Source organism: Paratissierella segnis, assembly GCF_014385195.1.
In the GTDB taxonomy this organism is placed as follows: domain Bacteria; phylum Bacillota; class Clostridia; order Tissierellales; family Tissierellaceae; genus Paratissierella; species Paratissierella segnis.
This window is the reverse complement of record NZ_JACRTG010000030.1, coordinates 127106-150486: the sequence shown is the minus strand read 5'-3', so window position 1 is coordinate 150486 and position 23381 is coordinate 127106. Positions and strand designations below refer to the sequence as shown.

The following is a 23381-nucleotide window of genomic DNA, read 5'->3' as shown; positions in this document are numbered from 1 at the left end:
TTTTAATAATATATTAAAAGTTTCTTTTGTTCCTATAACTTTCTAAAGATACTATGCTATTTTCTTTTCTATCTTCATTATCTTTCAGGATTCTAAATACATTTTTACCTAAAGAAGTAACTTCAAAATTATATTGAGGGTATAAGTTTAGCCTAATTAATCCCAAATATTTTAGATATTTGCCGTAATGAATAAAAAAATTAGGATATTCATCAAAGCTGCTTATTATAGTTGAAAGGCTACAATAACTGTTTGGAGATATTGAATTTATCATGTCAACAAATATCTTTTTAATTATTTCGATAGACTTTATATTTATATTTGTCACTTGATTTATAAATTCTTTGCTCCAAATAAAGTCAAATAATATGGTAAACTTTTCTTCATCTTTCAAGCGAACAAAATTTGTGCCCTTTTTCGTCAATACTAAATATTCTCCGTCTATCTTCATAAGTCCAAGCTTTATAGATAGCTGATAGAATAAATGTATTATAGGGAAATCTACCTGATTTAGATTTCTTCTATTTATGGTCATATTTTCTTCAAATATGCTGTTTAACTCCAATAGATATTTTCTTTTAATATATTTATTTTTTTCTGTTAATTCTAATTTTTTATCTATTGCATATAGAATAAACCTATCAAAATCAATAATCAAAGAAACTGCTCTTTCGTTTAAATCAAGTGCTATATTATTTACAAAATTTCTATCCAAGTTATAAGGCGAGCTGTTTGATTTCAATTTATTCATATAATAGAATCTATTATTGCTGATTTCTAACAATTCCATATAGGTGTCCTTATACTCGGTGGATTTATTTTTCAAAAAAGATAAATACTTGATGAAAGTACTTAAATAGGAGTTAAATTCTTCTTGTGAGATAATAAACTCATCCTTCACTGCTTCTTTAAAGAAATATTTAAAATCCATTTTATCAACATCGTAAAGGGTATAGTCGTCTTCAGCTAAATAATATTCAAAGAACTCAATAAGGTTCGTAATATGTTTTTTGATGGTTAGACTATGTGCTTTATTTTGTAAATATCCCTCAAATTCATAGATTTCATTGTATAAATATGAGGTGATGTCTTCCTCATATTCTAATATATTGAGAATACAATCATTATAAATACTAAATAGTTTCATAGAATGTTTTTTTAAATATTCTTTAATCGTTAATGATATATTTGATTTTCTGTGTCTGTTATAATCTATTAAGAATTCTTCAATAAAAATGGATTTAACCGAAAAAGGCAGATAATTTAATTCACCAATATAGGAGTAACGACCTAATATTTTTCCAATTCTGGCGAATATAAATTCTCCTTCATCTAAAACATTTGCTAGATTTGGTTCCCATAGTTGATATTCTTTATCCTGAAGAGAATCCCTCACAAACATATACTCCCCTCTATATCCCAATATTTCAAAAAGGGATACAAAGGATTCATTCTTGGAAATCAACATATTCCTTTCAATTGGCTTAAGGGAATCCTTATATCTATCTAAAAATTTATCGATGAAGGATTTACCTGTATTATCTATATAATCTATGCTTAACCAAGTATTAAATAGGGCTTTATTGTTTTCTTCTTGGAAAAAGTGCAGATCAATATTTAAATTTTCATTCAATAAATCTATATCAACTTCCTTTTTTATAAAAGAAAAAAGTTTTTTTGTTATATTAAAATCAATTTTTTTCAATTCTTCAAAATCATATTTTTCCATAATTTCCTCCAATCAGTAATCTCAAGAATATTATATACTAACTTATTACAATTCACAATTCACAAATCACAATTCACAGTTCACAATTCACAATTGAAACAAAAGTGAAGAACTAAGAACTAAGAGTGAAGAGCTCATCAATGAACAACTAATAGTGAATAGTGAACAACAATGGTTCCTTTATTGATCCCAAATTACTACTTACGTCATCCTGAGGTGGTCAGTATAATCAATGCTTGTGAAGGATCTCTGGTTGTAGAAAGATAGTGAAGAATTAAGGCTAAAGGGGTAGTTCACTTGCCTTATATTGCACATTGTTTAAATATTTGGTAATATTGAATTAATAAAGATGGAGGTGTTTACAGTGATAAGATTTAGTGATTATAAATATGAAAGACCGGATATTGAAAAAATCTCAAAAGAATTTGACAATCTGTTAGAAAAATTTGAAAATGCTAAGGATGTTGAGACACAAAATGAAGTGATCAGACAAATAAATAAATTGCGAAACACCATAGACACCATGGGAACTCTAGTCAATATCAGACATTCGATTAATACTGAAGATGAGTTTTACAAGAAGGAGCAAGATTTTATAGATGAAAATGAACCTAATTTTCAAAATTTAGTTTTTAAATATTACAAGGTATTGGTTAATTCCAGATTCAGAAAAGAACTTGAGGGGAAATGGGGTAGTCAGGTATTCAATTTAGCAGAACTGCAATTAAAGTCATTTTCGGAGGAAATCATAGATGATCTGGTAAATGAAAATAGATTAACGACTGAATATGATAATCTGATCGCTTCCGCAAAAATAGAATTTGAAGGAGAAACTAGGAATTTAAGTCAAATGTTTCCTTTCATAGAATCAAAAGACAGAGATGTGAGAAAAAAAGCATATGAAGCTTATACAAATTTTTTTGAAGAAAATGAAAGTGAATTTGACAGGATATATGATGAACTTGTTAAAGTAAGGGATAAAATGGCCAAAAAATTAGGCTATAAGAATTATGTCCAATTTGGCTATGATAGATTGGGAAGGACTGATTATGATTCCAAAATGGTAGCCAATTATCGAAAACAAGTATATGAATCATTGGTACCTGTAGTAGTAGAACTAATGGATAGACAAAGGAAAAGGCTGGGGCTTGATGAACTAAGATATTATGATGAACCATTATGGTATTTGACAGGAAATGCTACACCTAAGGGATCCCCTGAATGGATATTAGATAATGGTAAAAAAATGTACAAAGAATTATCCAAAGAAACAGATCAATTCTTCAAATTTATGGTAGAAAGAGAACTTTTAGATTTAGTAAGTAAAAGGGGAAAAATGAGCGGAGGGTATTGTACTATTATACCGGACTATAATTCTCCGTTTATATTTTCAAATTTTAATGGGACCAGTGGAGACGTAGGTGTATTGACCCATGAAGCTGGGCATGCATTCCAATCCTTTATGAGTATGGATTATGAGCTTCCTGAATATAAATTTCCTACTTATGAAGCATGTGAAATCCATTCAATGAGTATGGAGTTTATCACTTGGCCGTGGATGGAGTTGTTCTTTGAAGATGATGTAGAGAAATATAAATTTAGCCATTTATCAGATGCTATAAACTTTATACCATATGGAACAACGGTCGACGAGTTTCAACACTTTATATATGAAAATCCGGAGGCAACTCCAGAAATGAGAAAATCTAAATGGAGAGAAATTGAAAAGAAGTATCTGCCATTTAGAGATTATGAAGACAATGATTTTCTAAATAGAGGAGGATATTGGTTTAAACAAGGGCATATATTCCAAACACCTTTTTATTATATAGATTATACTCTGGCTCAAGTATGTGCTTTTCAATTCTGGATAAAGGATAGAGAAAACCATGAAAAGGCTTGGGAAGACTATATGAGATTGTGCAAAGCCGGGGGAAGTTTACCATTCCTAGAATTAGTGAAATTGGGCAATTTGGAGAATCCGTTTGTTGATGGAACAATTAGTAAAGTGGTTAAACCATTAAAAGAATATTTAGATAGTGTAGACGACAGTAAACTCTAGATCGTATCCGTAATCGATGATAAACATCGATTACGGATATTTTTTACGGATAATAGTACAAAGTTTCATTAATCTTTGATAAAATAATTAATTAAATCCAATACATAAAACATAGTTTCATAATCATGCAGAATTATTGACACTATGGTTCATAAAGATAAAATATAGTTAGGAGTTGGGAAAATTGAAAAGCGTTTTAGTAATGCTAAGGGAATACTACAACCAAGCTACTGCTACCGAAAAGGAAATTGTAAAATATATTCTTGATAACCCCAAGGATATACCTGAAATGACTATTTATGAACTTGCTGGGAAAACATTTTCATCACCAGCATCTATTATTAGAATGTGTAAGAAAAATGGCTTCAAGGGGTTTAAAGATTTAACTAAAGCACTAATTTATGAGTTAGCTATGAGAGAACACAATAAGGAGCAAGAAACAAAGGAAGTTTTAAAGTCATCCGATAGTTTAAAGAACATAATCGATAATGTAACGTATAAAAATATAATTTCTCTTGAAGATACAAAAAACATAATAGATATAGACATAATTAAAAAATGTGTAGAGCTGTTGAACAAATGTCAAAATATCTGCATATTTGGTATAGGCTCATCTTTGATTGTTGCAAAGGATGCTCAGCAAAAATTTATGCGCCTTAATCGATATTGTACAGTAATTGATGATTGGCATTTACAATTATTGACTGCAAGGAATATGTCACCCAAAGATTTAGGAATCATAATTTCCTACTCCGGACAAACGCTGGAGATGATAGAATGTGCAAAAGCTATGAAAGAAAATGGTGTAAAAATAATATCCATAACCAGATATGGAGTATCACCTGTAGTTGATTTGTGTGATTATAATATTTTTGTGGCAGCTAATGAATCAACCTTTCGAAGTGGTGCAATGTCCTCAAGAATATCTCAACTAAATATTATAGATATCTTATTTACAGCATATGCTAGTAATAAATACGAAAACTCTTTGGAATTAATAGCAAAAACCCATATTAGAAAGGAAAGAAGAGAAAATGATTAATTTAGAAGATATGTCAACAGAGCAGATTAATGGTAAAACTAATGATTTGGATATTTTGCCCATATATGATGCATTACAAATCATGAATGAAGAAGATGCAAAAGTCCCGCAAGCTATAAAAGAGGAAATCCCACAAATTGAAAAAGCCGTTGGAATTGTAATAGAAGCTTTTAGAAAAGGTGGACGCCTAATTTATATGGGTGCTGGAACCAGTGGAAGATTGGGAGTATTAGATGCAGTCGAGTGCCCTCCTACATTTGGAACGCCACCGGAAATGGTAGTAGGCTTAATCGCAGGTGGTGAAGGGGCATTCATAAAAGCTGTGGAAGGTGCTGAAGATAGCCTCGCCAAGGGAGTGGATGATTTAAAAGATATAAATTTAAATTCAAATGATGTAGTTGTAGGAATTGCAGCAAGTGGAAGAACGCCATATGTGATTGCGGGACTAAATTATGCAAAAAAAATTGGCTGCAAAACAGTAAGCATAGCTTGCAATAAGGGTTCAGAGGTTGGAGAAGTTGCTGATATAGCAATTGAGGTAGTAGTAGGTCCGGAAGTATTGACGGGTTCAACTAGGTTAAAAGCCGGCACAGCACAGAAAATGGTTTTAAATATGATATCTACTATTTCAATGGTTGGCATAGGCAAAGCCTACAAAAATCTTATGGTAGATGTTCAAAGAACAAATAAAAAACTGGAAACAAGAGCAGAGAATATAATCATAGCGGCTACTGAAGTAGACAGAGAGTTAGCAAGAAGAATGTTAGAAGAAGCTGGTGGCAGTGTTAAACTGGCAATAACTATGATATTTCTAAACTGCAATGCAGATGAAGCTAAAGAAAGATTAAAATTGGCAGATGGACACATTAGAAAAACATTAATATAGTTGTTAAATTTATAAAAAATTTATAAAAAGAAAGAGGTGTAAAGAATGGCAACTAACAAAGAGTTGGCAAAAAGTATTATTGAATTAATTGGCGGTAAACAAAATGTAATAGCCGCTACCAACTGTATGACAAGACTTCGCATTAGGCTTAAAGACGTCTCAAAGGTTAAAATGGAAGAACTAAAGGACATCGAAGGAGTGTTGGGAGTAACAGGTTCTGATACATTGCAGGTAGTAGTAGGTCCCGGGAAAGCAAAGAAAATAGCCGATATCTTCGTTGAAGATTATGGTATTGCCCAGGATTCTGCTATGGAAGAAGATTGGCAGGAAAACAAAAAAAGCATGAAAGCGCAACAAAAGAAGGGACCCATAAAGACTGGTTTGGAAACAATAGCAGGAATATTTATACCTTTAATCCCGGCAATTATAGCAGCAGGTATTTTTAATGGTTTTGCATCACTAATCAGCACATTACAAGGCAATGGGAATTTACCTGCCTCAAATGTATGGAATTTTATTCAATTGATGTTCGCGCTAATAGGAGCCAGTTTCCTAGGTTATTTTGCAATATTTACTGGAGTTAACGCAGCAAAGAGATTTGGTGCTACTGAGGCGCTGGGTGGAATGATTGGTGCCATGACCATAGGCGCACAAATCAATGGAATATCAACTATATTTGGATTATTTAATGAAGCTGTTCCATTAGATTCAATTCTTACAACAGGAAAAGGCGGTATAATTGGCGTTATCTTTGGCGTATGGCTTCTATCCAAAATAGAGAAGAGGGTAAGAAAGATAGTGCCGGATGTATTGGATTTGATACTGACACCGCTTATAAGCCTGTTAGTTACAGGATTGGCTTTGGTTCTGATTATAATGCCGGTTTCAGGACTTGTATCCGACTTGTTAATAAAGGTTTTAAGTGTAATCATCAACTCGGACAATACGATAGTAAGTATAATTTCTGGATATGTGCTTTCAGCACTTTTCCTACCAATGGTATTGTTGGGATTACATCATGGACTTATACCAATATATGCAATACAACTTGAATCCATGGGAGGAGTAACATTATTTCCGGTACTTGCAATGGCAGGTGCAGGTCAAGTTGGTGCTGCAATAGCTATTTACTTCAAAGCAAAAAAAGTAGATAATAAAAGAATGCAGTCAGTAATTACAGGTGCATTGCCGGCAGGAATTTTGGGCATAGGAGAACCATTGATATATGGAGTTACTTTGCCTTTAGGTAAGCCTTTCATTACTGCTGGATTGGGAGCAGGATTCGGCGGCGCATATGTAATGGCAACCAAGGTTATGGCGACAGCATGGGGCCCATCAGGGTTAGTAGCTATACCGCTTATGCAGCCAAGTTCCATGTTAAATTATTTTATTGGGATTTTAATATCTTACATTGGCGGGTTTATTATGACTAATTTATTTATTAAGACATCGGATGTAGATACAAGGGGTGTAAGCGTTACTAATGCTTAACAAATTTGGATTATCCATATATATTTCTACATTTGATGAACAAAAAGAAATGCTGGATAGATTTACTGGAAGTGGATACTATGTATTCACTTCCTTCCATATGCAAGAAGAGTATAATAGTATAGATGATTACTGCATAAGGGCAAAAGAGCTTTGTTATTGGCTTAAAGAAAGAAATTTTAAGATTATTGGGGATGTATCAACAAAGACTTTAGATTTTTTTGAGTATAAATCTATCATCGAATTTGCCAAGGATTTCAGTTTGGATATACTGCGTTTGGATTACGGATTTAGCGATGATGAGATATTATCTATATCTAAAGAATTCCCAATTTCCTTTAATCCCTCGACTGAGGACGATATTTTAGCAAAAAAGATATTAGATAGCGGTATGGAGGTATTTGCTCTTCACAATTTTTACCCTCGACCTGAGACAGGATTGGATCCGGAGGGGTTTAAAAATATCAACCAAAAATTGAAGGATATAGGGATCAAGACTTTAGGATTTATTGCAGGAGATGAAATGAAGAGGGGACCTATATTTGAAGGATTGCCTACCTTAGAGAAACATAGAAATATTCCACCGTATGTAGCCTTTTTAGACTTACTAAAAAACTATAATGTTGATGAGGTATTTGTAGGGGATGTTAAGATATCTCAAGTTCAAAGTAGCTTAATAATAGATTATCTTGATGATAATATTATAAATGTTCCCGTAAAATTCCATCCAAATTATCAATATCTATATAATCAAGTATTTACAATTAGAGCTGATTCCCCAAATTCTTTGATGCGTCTTCAAGAATCAAGAGAGTATTCTTGTGATGGGGAAAAGATATTGCCTTTCAATACAATTATTAGAGAAAAAGGCTCCATAACAATTGACAATATAGGCTATGCCAGATATTCCGGTGAGATACAAATCCTAAGGAAACCTTTACCTAAAGATGATAGAGTAAATGTAATGGGGAGAGTTCTTGATGATTATATAGATATTATGGATTGTACTAAAAATAAAGAAAAAATAAGATTTATAACTCTATAATTATGATCGATTTTGAGGACTTACATCAAGGTCGATCATTATTTTTTCTAATAGATCTTCACTTTTTATTAAATTATTTAATATATTATTTAAATGAAAATTATATACTATATCCAAATCCTTTATTTCATCTGAATCATCCTGTTTAATTTGCATGGAAAGCTTACGTAGCAATGCCAAATTTTCTTTACTGATAGTACTTTCTTTTTGAAGTTTGGCAATATATTTAATCTCCAGGTAAATGTCGTCCATTATGGATAAGATTATGTTTATTAATTCTGTATTTGCAGTTTTATGGGAAGTTAAATCCATGTCTTCTTTTAATTTTAAATTGGAATCACGTATTAAGTCCATCTGAGATTTTAGATCTATCAGGCTAACATCTCGGCCTCGAATAAAATCATAGACCATCAATTTGGTATTATTGTATACCTGTTTTAAGGATAATAATAGATTTGTTTTGTTGTTCGGAGTAAATACAAAGTAATTAATTAAAACTGCCACTGCAACTCCAATGAATGTATCTATAATTCTATTTATTGCATAGGTTATTCTGGCAGTTTCACTATTTAGAAATATTGCCAGAAATACTATTGCTGACAAAGTGAGAGATTTTTTCCAATCAAAAATATAATGTATGTGGATAACTATGATAATACCTATTCCGAGAAATATGAAGTTCTGTGGAAAGATGAAAGAAAAAATAAGACCAACACATGCGCCAACGATTGTTCCAAGCATTCTGTTTACACCGGCATTAAATGATTCTGATACTGAGGATTGCATAGCCATTATAGCACCTATACCAACAAAAATTGGACTTTTAAGATTCAAGAGTGTGGCAATAAACATACTTATGGAAACAGCTAATCCTGTTTTAATAGTTCTCATGCCAATTTTAAATTTTCTAAAATCAATCATAAAGCTTCCTCTCTTTATTAAAATTTTCTCTTATAATTAGTATAAATATGATTAAGGCGTCAAAAACAATAATGTACATTGGAAATTTAACACTATTATATCATTTAAGCATTAAATATGGTATTCTATAAATTAGATAAAGTTAACTTTGAGATGAATTACCATGCCTTTTGTATAAAGTTATTGAAACCTTTATACCTTATTTTAAAGATATTACACAATTTAATCCACAAATAAATGCAGAAAATTCAAGTTTTCCACAGAGTTATCCACATTATCCACAAAGAGCGAACTATATTATCCACACAAAACTAACAGGTAATAATTGGATTATAACAATAAAAATAATTTTTTATGTTTATAACTGCCAATAAAATGGGTAATATAATAGCAAAAGTATAAGTCTATATTGCTTATACGAAAGGAGTGGGGTTTATGATAATGAATTATACTGGCAAAAATATGGAGGTAACGGAGGCATTAAAGGGTGTAACAGAAAAGAAGCTGGGTAAATTAGATAAATATTTTCAAAAGGACATTCAGGGCAATGTTACGTTCAGTACAGAAAAGAATAGGAAAATCATTGAGGTAACCATAAACCTACCTGGAACCATACTTAGAGCTGAAGAGTCAAGTGACGATATGTATGCTTCAATTGACAGGGCAGTAGACATCTTGGAGAGACAAATCCGCAAAAATAAGACAAAGCTGCAAAAAAGGTATAAAAATAGTGAAACCATTAGATTTGAAAATGTTGCACCATTAGCAAACGAAGATGAAGAGATAAAGCCGAGCTTGGTAAGGAAAAAGAAATTTGTACTTAAACCGATGTCTACAGAAGAAGCTATACTGCAAATGGAGCTATTAAGACACAATTTTTTCATATTTATGGATGCTGAATCAGATGATATTTCAGTAGTATATAAAAGGAAGGATGGAAATTACGGATTAATAGAACCGGAAATATATTAAGTTGATTTTAAAAAGGGCAGGTAAAAAAATACCTGCCCTTTTCATTGTGTGCTATACCAACACCTGGATACACAAATATCGGAAATATGATTTCACAAAGATTGAAATAAATGTTATAATTGAGATTAGGTAAAATTGAAAGGATGATTACTATGGGCTTTATTGACAAGATCTTTGGTTCATATAGTGATAGAGAATTAAAGAAGAATGCTCAAACAGTAGACAAAATATTGGCTTTAGATAATGAAATGCAAAATTTATCTGATGATGAGTTAAAGGGAAAGACATTAGAATTTAAAAATAGATTAAATAATGGAGAAACATTAGATGATATATTGCCCGAAGCATTTGCAGTAGTGAGGGAAGCTTCCTTTAGAGTTTTAGGGATGAAACACTTTAAAGTTCAATTAGAGGGTGGGATAATTCTCCATCATGGCAGAATATCAGAAATGAAAACTGGTGAAGGAAAGACCTTGGTGGCGACGCTATCCGCTTATTTAAATGCTTTAACCGGAAGAGGTGTCCATATAGTTACTGTCAATGACTATTTGGCAAAAAGAGATAAGGAATGGATGGGTAAAATATATGAATACCTGGGGCTTACAGTAGGCTGCATAATCCACGGTATATCAAATAAAGAGAGAAAAGAAGCATACCTTTGCGATATCACTTATGGCACTAACAATGAATTTGGATTTGATTATCTTAGAGACAATATGGTCATATATAAAGAAGAAATGGTACAGAGACCTTTGTATTATGCCATAGTTGACGAGGTGGATAGTATTTTAATAGACGAAGCAAGAACTCCGCTTATAATCTCCGGACAGGGAGATAAGTCCACAAAATTGTATGAAATGGCAGACAATTTTGCAAGAACATTAACCGCAAGGGTAGTTGACCCAAATGAAGAAAAACTTGATCCATTTGATAGAGAAATCAAAGAGGAAACAGTTGACTATCTCATAGATGAAAAAGCAAAGACAGTATCCATTACTGAAAAGGGGACAGCTAAGGCCGAAAGTTTTTTTGGGATAGAGAACTTAGCGGATATTTCCAATATGGAAATCGCACATCATATTAATATTGCCTTAAAGGCAAGAAGTATAATGAAAAGGGATATTGATTATGTAGTAAAAGACGGAGAAGTAATAATTGTAGATGAGTTTACCGGAAGGCTTATGTATGGAAGGCGATACAGTGACGGATTGCATCAAGCAATTGAAGCAAAGGAAAATTTAAATGTAAGATCTGAGTCAAAGACTTTAGCTACTATTACATTCCAGAATTATTTTAGAATGTATGAAAAACTTGCCGGTATGACCGGTACAGCAAAGACAGAGGAATCAGAATTTAGAGAAATCTATAATATGGATGTAGTTGAAATTCCAACCAATAAGCCGGTTATAAGACAGGACTTACCTGATAGCGTATATAAAAATGAAGCAGCTAAATTTAGGGCAGTAATCAATGATATTAAGGAAAGGCATGCAAAGGGGCAGCCTGTTTTAGTGGGTACTGTTACTATTGAGAAATCTGAATTTTTGTCAAAACTTCTTAAAAAGGAAGGAATATCTCATGAAGTATTGAATGCAAAATATCACGAAAAGGAAGCAGAAATAGTAGCACAAGCCGGTAGATTTGGTTCTGTCACTATAGCTACCAATATGGCTGGTAGAGGTACAGATATAGTATTGGGAGGGAATCCCGAATTTATGGCAAAACAGGAAATGAAGAAACAAAATTTTTCTGATGAGGTATTGGCTTTAGTTGATAGCTTCTTTGAAGTAGATGATCCCGAGGTTTTTGAAGCAAAAAAGATATATAATGATTTAATTGATAAATTTAAGAAGGAAACTGATGAAAATAATAAGAAGGTTATAGAAGCAGGCGGAGTTCATATCATAGGAACTGAAAGGCATGAGTCCCGTCGTATAGATAATCAATTGCGCGGGCGTTCAGGCAGACAGGGAGACCCTGGCAGTTCAAGGTTTTATATCTCTCTTGAAGATGATTTGATGAGATTGTTTGGAGGAGAGAAGTTTCAAAATTTAATAGATAATATGAATTTCCCGGAGGATGAACCGTTAGAACATTCTCTCTTAACTAAGACCATAGAAAATGCTCAGAAGAAAGTTGAGGGGAATAACTTTGCAATAAGAAAGCATGTATTAAAATATGATGATGTAATGAACAAACAAAGAGAAGTAATATATGGTGAAAGAAGGAAAGTATTAGAAGGGGAGAATTTACGAGATCATATAGGCGGCATGGTAAAGGCTCTGGTAGAACAAAATGTTGAAATCTATACCAGACAATCCAAACTTATTGAAGATTGGGATTTAGAAGAGCTAGAAGCTTATATAGTTAAGCAATTCGGTTTAAGTAAGGGCGTATTAAAATTTGATGATAGGGAATCCTTAACAAAGGAAAGCCTCATTGATATAATTTTAAAAGCATGTGAGGAACGATATAAACGAAAAGAAGCTGAATTTGGTGAAGATAAATTTAGAGAAATTGAAAGGGTAGTACTATTACAGGTTGTAGACAGCAAATGGATGGATCACATAGATGCAATGGACCAATTGAGGCAAGGAATCGGGCTGCGCGCATATGGGCAGGAAGATCCGGTGCGTGCATATCAGATTGAAGGATTTGATATGTTTGAAGAGATGACACAAAACATCTGGGAAGAAACTGTCGGATTTTTATATCATGTTGAAACTCCGGACAAAATCAAGAGAAAAAGAGTAGCACAGCCTATAGAAAATAACAAGGAAGAAACAAACAAAACTACAGTCAGAAAAGGTAAAAAAATAGGAAGAAACGATCCGTGTCCCTGTGGAAGCGGAAAGAAGTATAAAAAATGCTGCGGAGCGAATAAGTAGGTAAGAAGTAAGAGGTAAGAGGTAAGAAGTAAGAGGTAATAGGTAAGAGGTAAGAGGTAAGAGAGAAGAACATTGTGAATTGTGCATTGTGCATTGTGAACTGTGAATTGTGAACTGTGCATTGTGATTGTGAATTGTGAATTGTGAACTGTGAACTGTGATTGTGAATTGTGAATTGAAAAGAAAGGGTGATATATTGGAAGATATTTATGCAGATAGAGAAAATTTATCCAACGTAAAAACGATGGTAGAAGAAATAGGTGTTTCCCTTTGACTTGGATAGTCTAAGGGAAAAGGCAAAGGGCCTAGAAAAATTGTCTTATGATGAAGGGTTCTGGAATGATATCGAAAAAGCTCAAAAGACAATGCAAGAAATCAAAGGGATAAATACGCAGATAAAAGAGTATGAAGATTTAATAGCAGAAATAGACGATTTGGAAACTTTAATTGAATTAGTTATAGAGGAAGAGAGCTATGAGGATTACAAGGAGATTAAGAAAAGTTTAGATGATCTTTATAAAAAGGCTGAGGGTTTCAAATTATCGACACTTTTCAGTGGTGAATATGATAAAAACAATGCAATACTTTCTATTCATTCAGGAGCAGGAGGACTTGAGGCTCAGGATTGGGCTGAGATGCTTTTGAGAATGTATCGAAGGTGGGCAGAGTCCAAAGGCTTTGGCATTGAAACTTTAAATCTTTTGGCAGATACTGAAGGAGGAGTAAAATCTGTTACACTTCTTATCAAAGGGTTTAATGCTTACGGATTTTTAAAGTCTGAGAAAGGAGTACACAGATTAGTTCGCATTTCTCCTTTTGATGCATCAGGCAAAAGGCATACTTCATTTGCAAGTATAGATGTCTTTCCTGAATTAAATGAGGATGTAAATGTTGAAATCAACGAAAAGGATTTAAAAATTGACACATATAGGTCTACAGGAGCCGGAGGGCAACATGTAAATACTACGGATTCAGCCATAAGGATTACCCATATTCCAACGGGAATTGTGGTCCAGTGTCAGTCAGAAAGATCTCAGCATATGAATAAAGAAACAGCATTAAAAATGCTGAAAGCAAAACTTATACAAGTTAAAGAAGAAGAAAATAAGGAGAAGATTGAGGACATACAAGGCAGTTATTCCCAGATTGGCTGGGGATCCCAAATCAGATCTTATGTATTCCACCCATATAGCATGGTAAAGGATCATCGGACTAATGTAGAAGTTGGAGATGTATATAGAGTAATGGATGGAGACATTGATATTTTTATTAATGAATATTTAAAGATGAAAGCCCAGCAATAATGGGCTTTTTGTATGTAAATATACAATTAATATGTAAGTATTTATAATATCTTGGAAAATTATTACATGTAAGAAGGAATTTGGGAATTTATGTAGAATATGATAATAATAGTATTTTTTGAAAGGTAGGAGTAAATGAAAATTTTAGAAACCTTGGTAAAAGAATTTAATTTGAAGCTTAAAAACGTACAAAATGCAGTCGAATTATTAGATGAAGGAAATACAATTCCATTTATTGCAAGATATAGAAAAGAACAAACAGGGGAAATGAAGGATACGGTTATAAGAGAATTATCCAATAGACTAAATTATCTTCGAAATTTGGAATCAAGAAAAGAAGAGGTTATTAGATTAATAGATGAACAGGGAAAATTAACCGAAGGATTGAAAGAGGAAATCTTAAAATCCGAATCCTTACAAAGGATTGATGATTTATATAGACCATACAGACCAAAGCGTAGGACAAGAGCCACTATAGCTAAGGAAAAAGGATTGGAGGGATTGGCAGATATAATTTTGAATCAGGAAATTGATGAAAAAGAGTTTAAAGAGGTTCTTATTACATATATAGATGAAGAAAAAGAAGTATATGATGAGGATGATGCTTTAGCCGGGGCAATGGATATTATAGCGGAAATTATATCCGATGATGCAGCTTATAGGACTCTAATCAAAAATATAGCTAAGAGCAAGGGATTTATAGAAGCAGAGGGGGTAGATAGGAACGAACGATCCGTTTACGAGATGTATTATGACTACAAGGAGCCCATCAAATCAATAGTTAATCATAGAATATTAGCAATAAACAGAGGAGAAAAAGAAAAGAAACTTAAAATTAGTTTAAATATATTTGATGAAGATATTATCAATTTATTAAAAACTAAAATCATAAAAAGCTCAGAAAATATCACAACGCCATATTTAGAATTGGCTGTTGAAGATGGATATAAGAGATTGTTATATCCTTCAATAGAAAGGGAAATCAGAAACAATCTAACAGAAAAAGCTGAAGAAGAAGCAATAAAAGTATTTTCTTTAAACCTCAAACCATTGCTTATGCAGCCTCCAATCAAGGGAAAGAATGTATTGGCTATTGATCCCGGATTTAGAACGGGATGCAAAGTCGCAGTTATAGATGATACAGGCAGGTTGTTGGATTATACAACTGTATATCCAACAGAACCACAAAAGCAGATTGATAAAACAAAATCTATATTAAAAGATTTGATAAAGAAATACAATGTAAATCTAATTTCTATTGGTAATGGAACAGCATCTAGAGAAACTGAACTAGTAGTAGCAGAAATGCTTAGGGGGCTTGAGGAAAATGTATCTTATATGATTGTAAGCGAAGCGGGAGCGTCAATTTATTCGGCCTCCGAACTGGGTATAAAGGAATTTCCAAACCTAGATGTTTCCATTAGGGGAGCTGTGTCCATTGGCAGGCGATTACAAGATCCCTTATCAGAGCTGGTAAAGATCGAGCCGCGACATATAGGCGTAGGTCAGTATCAGCATGATTTAAACCAAGCGAAACTAGATGAAGCCCTAACCGGTGTTGTTGAGGATTGTGTCAATACTGTTGGAGTAGATTTGAATACCGCCAGTCCGTCTTTGCTTAAATATGTAGCGGGGATTACTACTAGGGTTGCAAATAACATTGTAAGCTATAGGGAGGAAAATGGCAAATTTAGGCTAAGAGAGGAGCTGCTTAATGTTAAAAACCTTGGAGAAAAAACATATAAGCAATGTGCTGGGTTTTTAAGAATTCCTGAAGGAGATGAACCTTTGGATAACACTTCAGTACATCCGGAGTCTTATAATATTGCTCGAGAATTATTGAATGTTGATTATCAAAACGCTGATGTATTAAAGATTTCCAAAGAGCTAAAAGTAGGAGTTCCTACTTTAAGAGATATAATTAGGGAGATAGAAAAACCAGGTAGGGATCCAAGGGATGAGATGCCAAAGCCCATATTAAGGCAAGATGTAATGAAGATAGAAGATTTAAAAAAAGATATGATATTAAATGGAACCATAAGAAATGTAGTAGATTTTGGAGCCTTTGTAGATATTGGTGTAAAGGAGGACGGTTTAGTTCATATATCGGAATTAAGTGACAGATTTATAAAACATCCAAAGGAAATTGTTAAAATAGGGGATATTGTTAAAGTAAAGATAATAGATATAGATATTAATAGGGGAAGAATATCATTGAGCATGAAGGGGTAAGAATAGGGGGGATACAATGCTAAAATCTACCGAATTAGAAGATAAAGAATTGTTTGGAATGGAAAGTTTCAAAATAATGGTAGATTTATCAGAAGGAGTTTTTCATGACTTGAAGAATATATTAGCTACTATATCCGGATTGGCACAGTTGTCTTTAATAAAAGATGTAGATGATGATGTTAAGACAAACCTTATAAATATCGTTAAAGCCACGTTGAGCTTTAAAGATGCATTGGATAGATATTATAATTTTACACAAGGTTATAATGAAGAGGAAAAAAAGCCTTATGACATACAGTCAATAATTTTAAAAACTGTAGATATGGTACGTTTTAAACTGGATATATTGAATTCTCTTGGGAATGAGATTCAACTTAATTTTCTTCTTAACTCATATTCAAGAATATTGTGCAATGAATATGAGTTAAGGCAGAGCCTTTTAAATATTATTATGAATGCAATAGAATCCATGGAGGATAAGTCGGGAACTTTATCTCTTAAGTTATACGATTTGGGAAACAAGGTATATATAGAAATTAAGGATACAGGGGTAGGTATTTCTCCTGAAAATATGGAAAGATTGTTTAAAGTGGAATTTACTACAAAAGCAAAGGGAACGGGATTGGGTTTAAAAATTGCTAAAAGGAGTATTGAAAAAAACGGAGGGGATATAGAAGTATGCAGTAAATTAGGGGAGGGTACAAGATTCTTGATATCTTTTCCTATTTACCATGAGAACTTAATGGATTAGATTATGATTTTTGCTTGACAATTAATCTTCATAGTAATAATATTAAACTATAAAGAAATATTAAAAATTATATCTTCAGGGCGAGGTGTGATTCCTCACCGGCGGTATAGCCCGCGAGCCTATTATTAGGTTGACTTGGTTAGATTCCAAGGCCGACAGTATAGTCTGGATGAGAGAAGATGTAAATAGATGGTTTGTCTATTTGCCCCGAAGAAAAACTTCGGGGTTTTTTTAAATCCCTGAAGGAATAAAAAAAGGGAGGAATTTTTGTGTATTCATTAAAAAAAGAGTCATGGAACACCAAGATTATGGTCAAAGTCTCGGTATTAGCAGTGGTTTCATTTATTCTTATGTTCTTTGAATTTCCATTGGTATTTTTAGCACCGCCTTTTATTAAGATGGACTTCAGCGATTTACCTGCTCTTATTGGTTCCTTTGCTTTAGGACCTATGGCGGGAGTTATTATTCAACTTTTAAAGAATATATTGAATGTAATAATTGAAGGGACTACAACAGGAGGAATAGGTGAATTAGCCAACTTTGTAGTTGGAGCAGTATTTGCTTATACTGCAGGAGCATTTTATTATAAAAATAAAACTTTTAAAAATGCGGTAATTGGATTAATAGCAGGGACTATAGTGATGACTATTGCAATTACACTTGCAAACTACTATATTATGTTTCCATTTTATGCGAAGCTAATGGGGCAATCTACGCAAGCATTTGTAGATATGGGAGCTAAATTAAGCAATAAAATTGTAGACTTAAAAACTTTGATGCTGTTTTCAATAGTTCCATTTAATCTTTTAAAAGGAACATTACTAACTATAGTTACCATATTGATCTACAAAAGAGTATCGCCTATATTGCACAGATAAAACTAAAAATAAGTCTTGGAACAATTAAATTCCAAGACTTACTTTTTAGTAAGCAGTCCAGCCTGAATCGGCAACAATACTAGCACCGTTGATTAAGCTTGATTCGTCAGATGCTAAGAATAAAAGTATATTTGCAATTTCTTCGGATGTCCCTTCTCTTGGTGAAGTGTTTACACCGGACATCAACTTACTTAGACCGAGTTCATTTGGTTCTTTTGCACTTATTTCAGTGGCTACACCTCCGGGACATACAGCATTGCAGCGAATACCTTTATCAGCATAAACATAAGCAGTATTTTTAGTAAGACCTAATAGGCCATGTTTAGACGTTACATATGCTGCTCCGCCTCTTACTCCATGCAAACCTCCAACTGATGCTACATTAATTATATTTCCTTTGTTTTGCTTTATCATGATTGGAAGAACTCCTCTTATCAGTTTCATAGGAGCTGTAAGATTGACATTTAGTACGCTATCCCACATATCGTCGGTCATGTCTCCGGCAGGCATGTAGTCATCCAAGATTCCTGCATTGTTAATCAATATGTCAACTTTTCCAAATTCATTCATTGTGAATTTAACGATATTTCTTAGATTGTCTTCGTTTGATATATCAGATTGAAGTGGAATTATTTTACCTTCAAAAGTTTCAGCTTGTTTTGCTAATTTCTCCAGCCTATCTTTCCTTCTTGCAACAGCTATGACCTTTGCTCCTTCTTTAGCAAACAAAAGAGAAGCCGCGTTTCCCATTCCTGAACTGGCACCGGTAATTATAACTACCTTGTCTTTTAATCTCATGAATTAGACCTCCTTTTAATTTGTTATTTTTGTTTTGATTGTTTATAATTTACATATAACAAATATACCCCTTAACCTATTAAATATACCGAGAAAGTTGAATAATTAATCAAAATATTTATCACTTTGGCATAAAATGCTATAATATATTTAATTTTCAAGTATGAAGAGTGCATTGGGTTCAGCTGCTATGGTTGTTGAAGAATTGGTCAAATAATTAATAATGAGGTGAGTTTATGAATGAAAAAAGTAAGGGACAAAGATTCCTTCAATTATTTATTTGTTTTTTTAAAGTAGGAGCTTTTACCTTTGGCGGAGGTTTTGCTATGATTCCTTTAATTGAAAGAGAAATAGTTGATAATAAAAAATGGATTAGTGAAAAAGAGATTATTGATGTTTTTGCAGTTGCCCAATCGCTTCCCGGTGCCATAGCTATAAATACATCAACTTTTATAGGGTATAAAGTATTGGGTAGATTAGGAGCAGTTGTAGCTACAGCCGGAGTTGTTTTGCCATCTCTAATTACTATAACCTTGATTGCAATGTTTTTTTCTATTGTTAGGGGGAATCCAATATTTGATGCAATATTCGATGGAATAAGTCCTGCAATTGTAGCTTTAATATTGGTAGCCGGAGTAAAAATTGCAAAGGAATCAGTAAAAGATAAACTTGGAGCTATCATATTATTATTCACTGTAATCGCAATTACTTTTTTTAAAGTGCAGGCTATATTTGTAATAATTGCCGGTGCTTTGATTGGAATAATAATTTATTTCTTCTTTCCAAAATTAAGCAAAAAAATAATTAATAGGGAGGAAGATGACATTGGAATATCTTAGATTATTTTTATCTTTTTTTAAAATAGGTCTTTTTAGCTTTGGAGGTGGATATGCCATGATACCTCTTATTCAATCAGAAAATGCAATGTATAATTGGATTTCTTCATCTGATCTTATAGATATAATTGCTATATCGGAAATGACTCCAGGGCCTGTAGCGGTTAATTCTGCAACCTTTATCGGATATAATGCAGGAGGAATCCTAGGAGGAATAATTGCAACAATAGGTGTTACTCTTCCTTCCCTATTGCTTGTTTTAATTGTTGCGAATGTGTTTTTTAAGTTTAGTAAACATCCACTAAAAACCATGGCTTTTTATGGAATAAGACCGGTAATTGCGGGACTTATTATTTCTGCTGCCTTAGTAGTTGCAGAAACAGCATTCTTTAAAAGCGGTATCAGTTTAAATGAAACAGCGGAAAATATTTTTCAATTAATAAGTTTACAAAATGTTTTTATATTTGTGTTAAGCCTTTTACTTCTTTTAAAAACTAAAATAAATCCTGTAATAATAATTTTAATTTCAGGGATTTTGGGAGTTCTGATATAATATGTTTTAGTTGTATTGGATTTTACGACCATAATTCTTGGTAGTGCTCTTAAAGATTTAGTCGTTTTTTAATGAAGAAATTATTTTAACTTATCAAGTATATGCAGTTAAATCGCTGCAAGTGAGTATGGTAAGGATAAAATCATAAGGTGATAGTATAAGGTTATCATCAATCCTGTGATTTTTTATGATAAAGAGATACTTTAAAACTGTGAATTGTACATTGTGAATTGATTTGATATAATTAAATATTAGCAATAGATGAAAGAGGTTGAAAGGCTGTGGAAATAAAACTATCAAATTTAGAAGAAACGGAGGAGTTTGGGATCAAACTTGGTTCTCTATTAAAAGGCGGAGATATCATCTGCCTAAATGGTGACCTGGGGGCGGGCAAAACTACTCTAACTAAATCTATTGGACGTGGGTTGGGGGTAGATGAATACATTACAAGTCCAACTTTTGCCCTTATTAACGAATACAAAGGGAAATTTCCTGTATATCATTTTGATGTATATAGATTGGAAAATGCTCACGAGCTTTATGACTTAGGCTTTGATGAGTATTTTTATGGAAAAGGTGTATGTATCATAGAGTGGGCGGATAAAATAGAGAAGATGATACCTGATATAAGGATAGTTATAGATATTGAAAAGGGAAATGACGATAATGAGAGAATTTTACATATCAGCGGAAATGGCGGGAGCTATGATGAATTGATTAAGGAGTTGAATCGCTAATGAAAGTATTGGGTCTGGACACATCTACACTTATGACAACTTGTGGGGTAATAGATGAAAATATGCTGTTAGGGGAATACTCATTAAATGAGGATATGAGCCATTCAGAAAGATTGGTGCCAATGGTCAAAGAGATTTTGGATAATTTGCAGCTGAAGATTGAAGATATAGATATTTTTGGGGTCTCAACAGGTCCCGGTTCCTTCACAGGACTGAGAATTGGACTTGCAACTATAAAAGCATTTGCCCATATCAATGATAAGCCTGTAGTAGGAGTCTCAACATTGGAAGCACTTGCTTTTAATTTACCCTTCAATGATATAGTAGTCCCGATGATAGATGCAAGGAGAAACAGGGTATATACGGGTATATATAAATGGGAAAGGGAAAACCTAATTACTATAATGGAACCTGCAGCAATGGAAATTGATGTTCTGTTAGATAGACTTTATAAAGATTATGAAAATATTGTTGTCAATGGTAACGGCAGCATATTGTTCAAAGATAAAATAAAAAGTGTATTAAATGATAAAGTGAGATTTTCGAATGTAGGACAAAATATGCCTTTAGCATCGAGTGTTTGTGAATTGGCTTTGATTAAATATAAAAATGGGATTACAGACAATTATTTTACATTGGTACCGGAATACTTGAGAGAATCTCAAGCTCAAAGGGAATTAAATGAAAGAGAGCAATAGATATGGAAATTATTATCCGTAAAATGGAAATAGATGATTTAGATAGTATTATGGAAATCGAAAAACAATCTTTTACAACACCTTGGTCTAGGAACGCATTTGAAATGGAAATAAGGGACAATCTGTTGGCTCATTATATAGTAGCAGCAATAGATGATAAAATTGTAGGCTATGGAGGGATTTGGTTTATATTGGATGAAGGTCATATTACCAATATAGCTGTGAATAGGGATTATAGGGGAATAGGTGTAGGCAATAAGTTGATTTGCGGTTTAATCGATTTGTGCAGTGAGAATGATATAAACAATATGACTTTGGAAGTTCGCAAATCAAATATAGTCGCACAAAATTTATATAAAAAATATGGATTTATTGATTTCGGAGTTAGACCGAGGTATTATTCGGATAATAATGAAGATGCAATAATTATGTGGAGAACAAATTGATAGGAGGAGTAAAATGTTAACATTAGCTATAGAAACTTCCTGTGATGAAACCTCTTCGGCAGTTATAAAAGACGGCAGAGAGGTTTTATCCAATATTATATCCTCCCAAATTGAGATTCATAGGAAATTTGGAGGAGTTGTACCGGAAATTGCTTCAAGAAAACATATAGAATGTATAAATCAGATTATACAGGAATCTTTGGATGAAGCTAAGATAGGCTTTAAAGATATAGATTTAATTAGCGTAACAAGGGGACCGGGATTAGTAGGTGCTTTACTGGTGGGGCTATCTACTGCTAAGGCATTGGCTTATGGACTTAATATTCCAATAATTGGAGTAAATCATATAGAGGGACATGTCTGTGCAAATTATATAGATCATAAGGATCTAAAACCGCCTTTTACTTGTCTGATCGTATCCGGAGGGCATAGTTATTTAGTACAAGTTAATTCCTATGTAGATTATGAACTTGTAGGCAGAACTAGAGACGATGCAGCAGGAGAAGCATTTGATAAAGTAGCAAGAGCTTTGGGACTTCCATATCCCGGAGGTCCTTTTATTGACAAATTAGCAAAACAGGGGAATAAGGATTCAATAGAGTTTCCTAGGGTATTTTTAGATGATAAAACTTATGATTTTAGCTTTAGTGGATTGAAAACAGCAGTACTTAATTATTTAAATCAGGAAAAGCAAAAGGGGAATGAAATAATCGTAGAAGATGTTGCTGCAAGTTTTCAACAAGCAGTATTGGATGTTCTTGTGGGAAAGTCATTTAGACTTGCGAAATCAAGAAAATCTGACAAGATAGTAATTGCCGGTGGTGTGGCTGCAAATGAGGGGCTTAGAAATATGATGGAGAAAAAAGGGAAGATGGAAGGTATAAAAATATATTATCCTTCAAAAATACTTTGTACCGACAATGCTGCCATGATTGGAGCAGCAGGATACTTCCAGTATATAAATGGAAATGAATCAGATTTAGGTGTGAGCGTTAATCCAAATTTAGACATAAACTGATAGGTATTAACAAAATTTTACCCATTTTATCCACATAATATAAATGGTTTACCATAATATGCTGTGGATAATGTGGGCAAAACCAAGGAAAATT

General features: G+C 33.0%; 20 protein-coding genes and 1 riboswitch. Of the genes, 17 read left to right on the top strand and 3 right to left on the bottom strand.

What is annotated here, in order from left to right; translation table 11 throughout:
• Positions 1–13: 13 nt before the first annotated feature.
• The gene (locus H8707_RS13215) at positions 14–1729 is read right to left on the bottom strand and encodes a hypothetical protein (protein WP_262430616.1); all 1716 of its coding nucleotides are present in this window, start codon (positions 1727–1729) and stop codon (positions 14–16) included.
• A gap of 364 nt (positions 1730–2093) precedes the next feature.
• Here H8707_RS13215 and H8707_RS13210 point away from each other — a divergent pair, with 364 nt between their 5' ends.
• From H8707_RS13210 to H8707_RS13190, 5 genes are all read left to right on the top strand, one after another.
• Positions 2094–3791 (top strand): M3 family oligoendopeptidase, encoded by a 1698-nt coding sequence (locus tag H8707_RS13210; protein WP_262430615.1) that lies wholly within the window; start codon positions 2094–2096, stop codon positions 3789–3791.
• A 184-nt stretch (positions 3792–3975) separates the two neighbouring features.
• Positions 3976–4833 carry a MurR/RpiR family transcriptional regulator gene (locus H8707_RS13205; RefSeq protein WP_262430614.1) on the top strand — a complete coding sequence of 286 codons (858 nt, stop codon included), beginning with the start codon at positions 3976–3978 and terminating at the stop codon, positions 4831–4833.
• On the top strand, positions 4826–5719 hold the full coding sequence (gene murQ, locus H8707_RS13200; protein ID WP_262430613.1) for an N-acetylmuramic acid 6-phosphate etherase: 894 nt from the start codon (positions 4826–4828) through the stop codon (positions 5717–5719). The genes H8707_RS13205 and murQ overlap by 8 nt, the downstream gene beginning before the upstream one ends.
• 45 nt (positions 5720–5764) lie before the next feature.
• Positions 5765–7210, top strand: coding sequence for a PTS transporter subunit EIIC (locus H8707_RS13195; RefSeq protein WP_262430612.1), 1446 nt, complete (start codon positions 5765–5767; stop codon positions 7208–7210).
• Positions 7203–8255, top strand: coding sequence for a MupG family TIM beta-alpha barrel fold protein (locus H8707_RS13190; protein ID WP_262430611.1), 1053 nt, complete (start codon positions 7203–7205; stop codon positions 8253–8255). Before H8707_RS13195 ends, H8707_RS13190 begins: the two co-directional genes overlap by 8 nt.
• Here the strand turns inward: H8707_RS13190 and H8707_RS13185 are convergent, their stop codons facing one another.
• Complete coding sequence (locus H8707_RS13185) at positions 8256–9176, bottom strand: FUSC family protein (RefSeq protein ID WP_262430610.1); 921 nt, start codon at positions 9174–9176, stop codon at positions 8256–8258. It abuts the gene before it with no gap.
• Positions 9177–9611: 435 nt separating this feature from the next.
• Here H8707_RS13185 and hpf point away from each other — a divergent pair, with 435 nt between their 5' ends.
• From hpf to H8707_RS13155, 6 genes are all read left to right on the top strand, one after another.
• Complete coding sequence (gene hpf, locus H8707_RS13180) at positions 9612–10148, top strand: ribosome hibernation-promoting factor, HPF/YfiA family (protein WP_262430609.1); 537 nt, start codon at positions 9612–9614, stop codon at positions 10146–10148.
• Positions 10149–10300: 152 nt separating this feature from the next.
• Complete coding sequence (secA, locus tag H8707_RS13175; protein WP_262430608.1) at positions 10301–13036, top strand: preprotein translocase subunit SecA; 2736 nt, start codon at positions 10301–10303, stop codon at positions 13034–13036.
• A gap of 196 nt (positions 13037–13232) precedes the next feature.
• Positions 13233–14340 (top strand): peptide chain release factor 2 gene (gene prfB / locus H8707_RS13170; protein ID WP_262430648.1). Its coding sequence is split into 2 segments (ribosomal slippage): positions 13233–13307 and positions 13309–14340, totalling 1107 coding nucleotides; the frame shifts between segments, so codons are not numbered across the junction.
• A gap of 135 nt (positions 14341–14475) precedes the next feature.
• Positions 14476–16572: a Tex family protein gene (locus H8707_RS13165; RefSeq protein WP_262430607.1), complete on the top strand. Its 2097-nt coding sequence runs from the start codon at positions 14476–14478 to the stop codon at positions 16570–16572.
• A 16-nt stretch (positions 16573–16588) separates the two neighbouring features.
• Positions 16589–17323, top strand: a complete 735-nt coding sequence (locus tag H8707_RS13160; protein WP_262430606.1) for a sensor histidine kinase — start codon at positions 16589–16591, stop codon at positions 17321–17323.
• A 67-nt stretch (positions 17324–17390) separates the two neighbouring features.
• Positions 17391–17508, top strand: a riboswitch (FMN riboswitch).
• 84 nt (positions 17509–17592) lie between these two features.
• On the top strand, positions 17593–18201 hold the full coding sequence (locus H8707_RS13155; RefSeq protein WP_262430605.1) for an ECF transporter S component: 609 nt from the start codon (positions 17593–17595) through the stop codon (positions 18199–18201).
• A gap of 45 nt (positions 18202–18246) precedes the next feature.
• Here the strand turns inward: H8707_RS13155 and H8707_RS13150 are convergent, their stop codons facing one another.
• Positions 18247–18999, bottom strand: coding sequence for an SDR family NAD(P)-dependent oxidoreductase (locus tag H8707_RS13150; protein WP_262430604.1), 753 nt, complete (start codon positions 18997–18999; stop codon positions 18247–18249).
• 236 nt (positions 19000–19235) lie between these two features.
• Between H8707_RS13150 and H8707_RS13145 the strand changes: the two genes are divergently transcribed.
• The 6 genes from H8707_RS13145 to tsaD all read left to right on the top strand — a co-directional run bounded on the left by H8707_RS13145 (position 19236) and on the right by tsaD (position 23287).
• Positions 19236–19838, top strand: coding sequence for a chromate transporter (locus tag H8707_RS13145; RefSeq protein WP_262430603.1), 603 nt, complete (start codon positions 19236–19238; stop codon positions 19836–19838).
• Positions 19825–20388 carry a chromate transporter gene (locus H8707_RS13140; protein WP_262430602.1) on the top strand — a complete coding sequence of 188 codons (564 nt, stop codon included), beginning with the start codon at positions 19825–19827 and terminating at the stop codon, positions 20386–20388. The genes H8707_RS13145 and H8707_RS13140 overlap by 14 nt, the downstream gene beginning before the upstream one ends.
• Positions 20389–20669: 281 nt before the next feature.
• Positions 20670–21125 carry a tRNA (adenosine(37)-N6)-threonylcarbamoyltransferase complex ATPase subunit type 1 TsaE gene (gene tsaE / locus H8707_RS13135; protein ID WP_262430601.1) on the top strand — a complete coding sequence of 152 codons (456 nt, stop codon included), beginning with the start codon at positions 20670–20672 and terminating at the stop codon, positions 21123–21125.
• Entirely contained in the window at positions 21125–21823 is a 699-nt protein-coding gene (gene tsaB / locus H8707_RS13130) for a tRNA (adenosine(37)-N6)-threonylcarbamoyltransferase complex dimerization subunit type 1 TsaB (RefSeq protein WP_262430600.1), read from the top strand. The genes tsaE and tsaB overlap by 1 nt, the downstream gene beginning before the upstream one ends.
• 2 nt (positions 21824–21825) lie before the next feature.
• Entirely contained in the window at positions 21826–22269 is a 444-nt protein-coding gene (gene rimI, locus H8707_RS13125) for a ribosomal protein S18-alanine N-acetyltransferase (RefSeq protein ID WP_262430599.1), read from the top strand.
• 13 nt (positions 22270–22282) lie between these two features.
• A complete protein-coding gene (tsaD, locus tag H8707_RS13120) occupies positions 22283–23287 on the top strand; it encodes a tRNA (adenosine(37)-N6)-threonylcarbamoyltransferase complex transferase subunit TsaD (RefSeq protein ID WP_262430598.1) in 1005 nt (334 codons plus the stop codon).
• Positions 23288–23381: the final 94 nt, after the last annotated feature.

Excerpts from the sequence above, each read along its gene's own strand:
- tsaD (WP_262430598.1), top strand. The coding sequence starts at position 22,283 with ATGTTAACATTAGCTATAGAAACTTCCTGTGATGAAACCTCTTCGGCA.
- H8707_RS13150 (WP_262430604.1), bottom strand. The coding sequence starts at position 18,999 with ATGAGATTAAAAGACAAGGTAGTTATAATTACCGGTGCCAGTTCAGGA.
- H8707_RS13195 (WP_262430612.1), top strand. The coding sequence starts at position 5,765 with ATGGCAACTAACAAAGAGTTGGCAAAAAGTATTATTGAATTAATTGGC.
- H8707_RS13215 (WP_262430616.1), bottom strand. The coding sequence starts at position 1,729 with ATGGAAAAATATGATTTTGAAGAATTGAAAAAAATTGATTTTAATATA.
- H8707_RS13185 (WP_262430610.1), bottom strand. The coding sequence starts at position 9,176 with ATGATTGATTTTAGAAAATTTAAAATTGGCATGAGAACTATTAAAACA.
- H8707_RS13165 (WP_262430607.1), top strand. The coding sequence starts at position 14,476 with ATGAAAATTTTAGAAACCTTGGTAAAAGAATTTAATTTGAAGCTTAAA.
- secA (WP_262430608.1), top strand. The coding sequence starts at position 10,301 with ATGGGCTTTATTGACAAGATCTTTGGTTCATATAGTGATAGAGAATTA.
- murQ (WP_262430613.1), top strand. The coding sequence starts at position 4,826 with ATGATTAATTTAGAAGATATGTCAACAGAGCAGATTAATGGTAAAACT.
- tsaB (WP_262430600.1), top strand. The coding sequence starts at position 21,125 with ATGAAAGTATTGGGTCTGGACACATCTACACTTATGACAACTTGTGGG.
- rimI (WP_262430599.1), top strand. The coding sequence starts at position 21,826 with ATGGAAATTATTATCCGTAAAATGGAAATAGATGATTTAGATAGTATT.
- hpf (WP_262430609.1), top strand. The coding sequence starts at position 9,612 with ATGATAATGAATTATACTGGCAAAAATATGGAGGTAACGGAGGCATTA.
- H8707_RS13190 (WP_262430611.1), top strand. The coding sequence starts at position 7,203 with ATGCTTAACAAATTTGGATTATCCATATATATTTCTACATTTGATGAA.
- H8707_RS13145 (WP_262430603.1), top strand. The coding sequence starts at position 19,236 with ATGAATGAAAAAAGTAAGGGACAAAGATTCCTTCAATTATTTATTTGT.
- H8707_RS13160 (WP_262430606.1), top strand. The coding sequence starts at position 16,589 with ATGCTAAAATCTACCGAATTAGAAGATAAAGAATTGTTTGGAATGGAA.